Origin of the sequence: Candidatus Binatus sp. (assembly GCF_030646925.1) — a bacterium.
Taxonomy (GTDB): domain Bacteria; phylum Desulfobacterota; class Binatia; order Binatales; family Binataceae; genus Binatus.
This window is the reverse complement of record NZ_JAUSKL010000097.1, coordinates 1-2,718: the sequence shown is the minus strand read 5'-3', so window position 1 is coordinate 2,718 and position 2,718 is coordinate 1. Positions and strand designations below refer to the sequence as shown.

At 57.6% G+C, this 2,718-nt stretch carries 3 protein-coding genes; all 3 read left to right on the top strand.

The genetic code is table 11. The features are described from left to right. The first annotated feature begins 63 nt into the window (after nt 1-63). From Q7S58_RS17035 to Q7S58_RS17025, 3 genes are read left to right on the top strand one after another with little or no spacing between them, the layout of a single operon-like run. A complete protein-coding gene (locus Q7S58_RS17035) occupies nt 64-462 on the top strand; it encodes a hypothetical protein (RefSeq protein ID WP_304828562.1) in 399 nt (132 codons plus the stop codon). 19 nt (nt 463-481) lie between these two features. Further along, a complete protein-coding gene (locus Q7S58_RS17030) occupies nt 482-1,333 on the top strand; it encodes an alpha/beta fold hydrolase (RefSeq protein WP_304828560.1) in 852 nt (283 codons plus the stop codon). A gap of 29 nt (nt 1,334-1,362) precedes the next feature. Further along, the gene (locus Q7S58_RS17025) at nt 1,363-2,286 is read left to right on the top strand and encodes a TauD/TfdA family dioxygenase (RefSeq protein WP_304828557.1); all 924 of its coding nucleotides are present in this window, start codon (nt 1,363-1,365) and stop codon (nt 2,284-2,286) included. Nucleotides 2,287-2,718: the final 432 nt, after the last annotated feature.

Below are 2,718 nucleotides of genomic sequence, written 5' to 3'. Positions count from 1 at the left end.
TTTCTTGAGAGGTCAAAAGGATTACTCAGAGCACGAGATCGATCCGCGAGATCGATCCGATCAATGGAGGTAATGCCGATGGCGTTGTTCGATACTACCGCCATAGCCGCCGCGGCGAATGCCGACGGCGAATTTCAACTTGCGGCGCGGCTCTGGAATACCGATTTGCGTTTCGACGTCGGCGACGATTCGTACCTCCTGCGGATGCGCGATGGACGGATCGCGGAGTTCGCGCCGCTCGGGGCGTCGGCGGCTTCGAGCGTGAACACTGACGCGCAGATTTCAGCGCCACTCGATGATTGGCAGGAATTGCTCAAGCCGGTGCCGAAGCCGTTCTACCAGGATTTGATGGCGGCGGTAACGCGACATAACTTCAAAATCGAGGGCGACCTGACCGGCTTTCATCCGTACTATCGCGCGACCTGCCGATTGATCGAACTGATGCGCCAATCTCGGTCGTAAAAGGGACAGCGAGGACACCATGGCACGTTTCGATACCGCGACGGGACGTTACGTCTATTTGACGATCGATAGCATCGAGTACCGCGTTTTCTTCGAAGAGACCGGCGCGGGCATTCCGCTTGTGCTGCAGCACACGGCGGGCGCCGACGGCCGTCAATGGCGGCATCTACTGGAAGACAAGGAGCTCCAGCGCGATTTCAGAATGATCGCGTATGACCTGCCATATCATGGGAAGTCGGTGCCGCCGACTGGAATCGAATGGTGGCGCAGCGAGTATCGGCTCACGAAGGATTTCCTGATGAAGTTCGTCCTCACGCTGAGTCACGAACTCGCACTTGAACGGCCGGTGTACATGGGCAGTTCGATCGGAGGGCATCTGGCGACCGACCTGGCGCTGCATCATGCAGACAAATTTCGCGCGATAATCGGCGTCGAGGCGGCGATTTCGACACCCGGCGGTTACGACGATCAATGGTCGCATCCGCGGGTCAGCAATGAGTACAAGGCGAGCGTGATGTACGGATTGATGTCGCCGACCAGTCCCGAAAAGTATCGGCGCGAGACCGCGTGGATATATAGTCAGGGCGCGCCGCCGGTATTCAAAGGCGATTTATACTATTACTCAGTCGATCACGATCTGAGTAATACGGCGGAGCAAATTGATACTAGCCAAACGCCGCTCTACCTGCTCACCGGTGAGTATGATTGGGCGAGCACGCCTGAAATGTCCGAAGACCTCGCGAAACGAATCAAGGGTGCGAAGTATCAGACGATGCGGGGACTTGGGCATTTTCCGATGAGCGAGGATCCGGCGCGATTCAAGGAATATATCGCGCCGGTATTGCGCGAGATTCGCAGCCGCGCGCGTTGAGTGGAAGAATTGCTCGAGGCGAAGAATCAATGGCGATTACGATCTATCCGATTACCGCTCAATTCGCCGCCGAGATCGGCGATGTCGATTTGGCGCATCCGCTCGATGCGGACGATGTTGCCGCAATCAAGCAAGCATTCTGGGACTACGCAGTGGTCATTTTCCCGGAACAAAACCTGACGCAGGAACAGCACGTCGCGTTCGCGAAATATATCGGACCGATCGAGCCGACAATCGGCGCGTATCGCCCGGATTCGAAGTTGCGGCTGCCGCCGGAACTGGTGGACATCTCGAATCTCAATGTCAGAAATGAAATCTGGGGCGAGAAGAGCCGGCTGCGCGGACTTCAACTGGGCAACCGGCTCTGGCATACGGACAGCTCGTTCAAATATCTGCCCGCGCGTGCGTCATTGCTGTACGCGCGCACGATCGCGCCGGTCGGAGGCCATACCGAATTTGCCGACCTGCGAGCGGCTTACGACGCATTGGACGATAGCCTGAAGCGCAAGTTGCCCGGGCTGATCGCGATACACGCACTCGCCTATTCGAGGCAGCGCACTGGCTTCAGCAATTTCTCTGAATCGGAACGAAAGGAATTGCCGCCGGTTCCGCAAGTGATGGTGCGCACGATTCCGGAGAACGGATGCAAGTCGCTGTATATCGCGTCGCATATCGGACGGATCATCGGCATGCCGGACGACGAAGCGCTGGCGCTCGTCGATCAACTAATCGCGCATGCGACGCAGCGGCAGTTCGTGTACACGCATCGATGGCGCCTGCACGATCTCGTGATGTGGGACGATCGCTGCACGATGCATCGCGGCACCGAGTACGACGATTTGCGCTGGACCCGCGATATGCATCGCGCAACCGTGTCCGATATCGCGAATACGTGCGAGCAGGAAGGCGTCGCGATTCCTGGGGAATCGCAGCACTCCCGCGAACAGCAGTAGCAGGCGAAGGATCCCGAAAAAACTAAGGAACAAAATTGCCGAAACCCCTCACGGGTTTCGGGCTTCCTGGGGTGACAGGATGCGCGCTTCGCGCTGTTCGTAAGGGAAAAGAAACGAAAACGTCCAGCCGAAGGGATTTCTTTCCGTCATCTTGAGCGAAGGCTGCCGAGTCGAGGGATCTCAATGCCTGCCAGCAATGCCTGCAATCGCTCTCGCTGCACGAGACCGATCGCAGCACCCTCACCTGCCTCGTCGCGTGCCGCGACCTTGGCGCCCTCTCCCGTAAAGCAAGGCGAGTATGCACTACTTGACTAGGACGCATATTCGCGCTACATTTATTTTCATGAGGAACAAGGAAGCCCGCGCCCCCAAGTTCACGCCGCAAATGACGGTCTTTCAATTCGACCGGATGTTTCCCGACGAGGATTCGTG

Excerpts from the sequence above, each read along its gene's own strand:
- Q7S58_RS17030 (WP_304828560.1), top strand. The coding sequence starts at position 482 with ATGGCACGTTTCGATACCGCGACGGGACGTTACGTCTATTTGACGATC.
- Q7S58_RS17035 (WP_304828562.1), top strand. The coding sequence starts at position 64 with ATGGAGGTAATGCCGATGGCGTTGTTCGATACTACCGCCATAGCCGCC.
- Q7S58_RS17025 (WP_304828557.1), top strand. The coding sequence starts at position 1,363 with ATGGCGATTACGATCTATCCGATTACCGCTCAATTCGCCGCCGAGATC.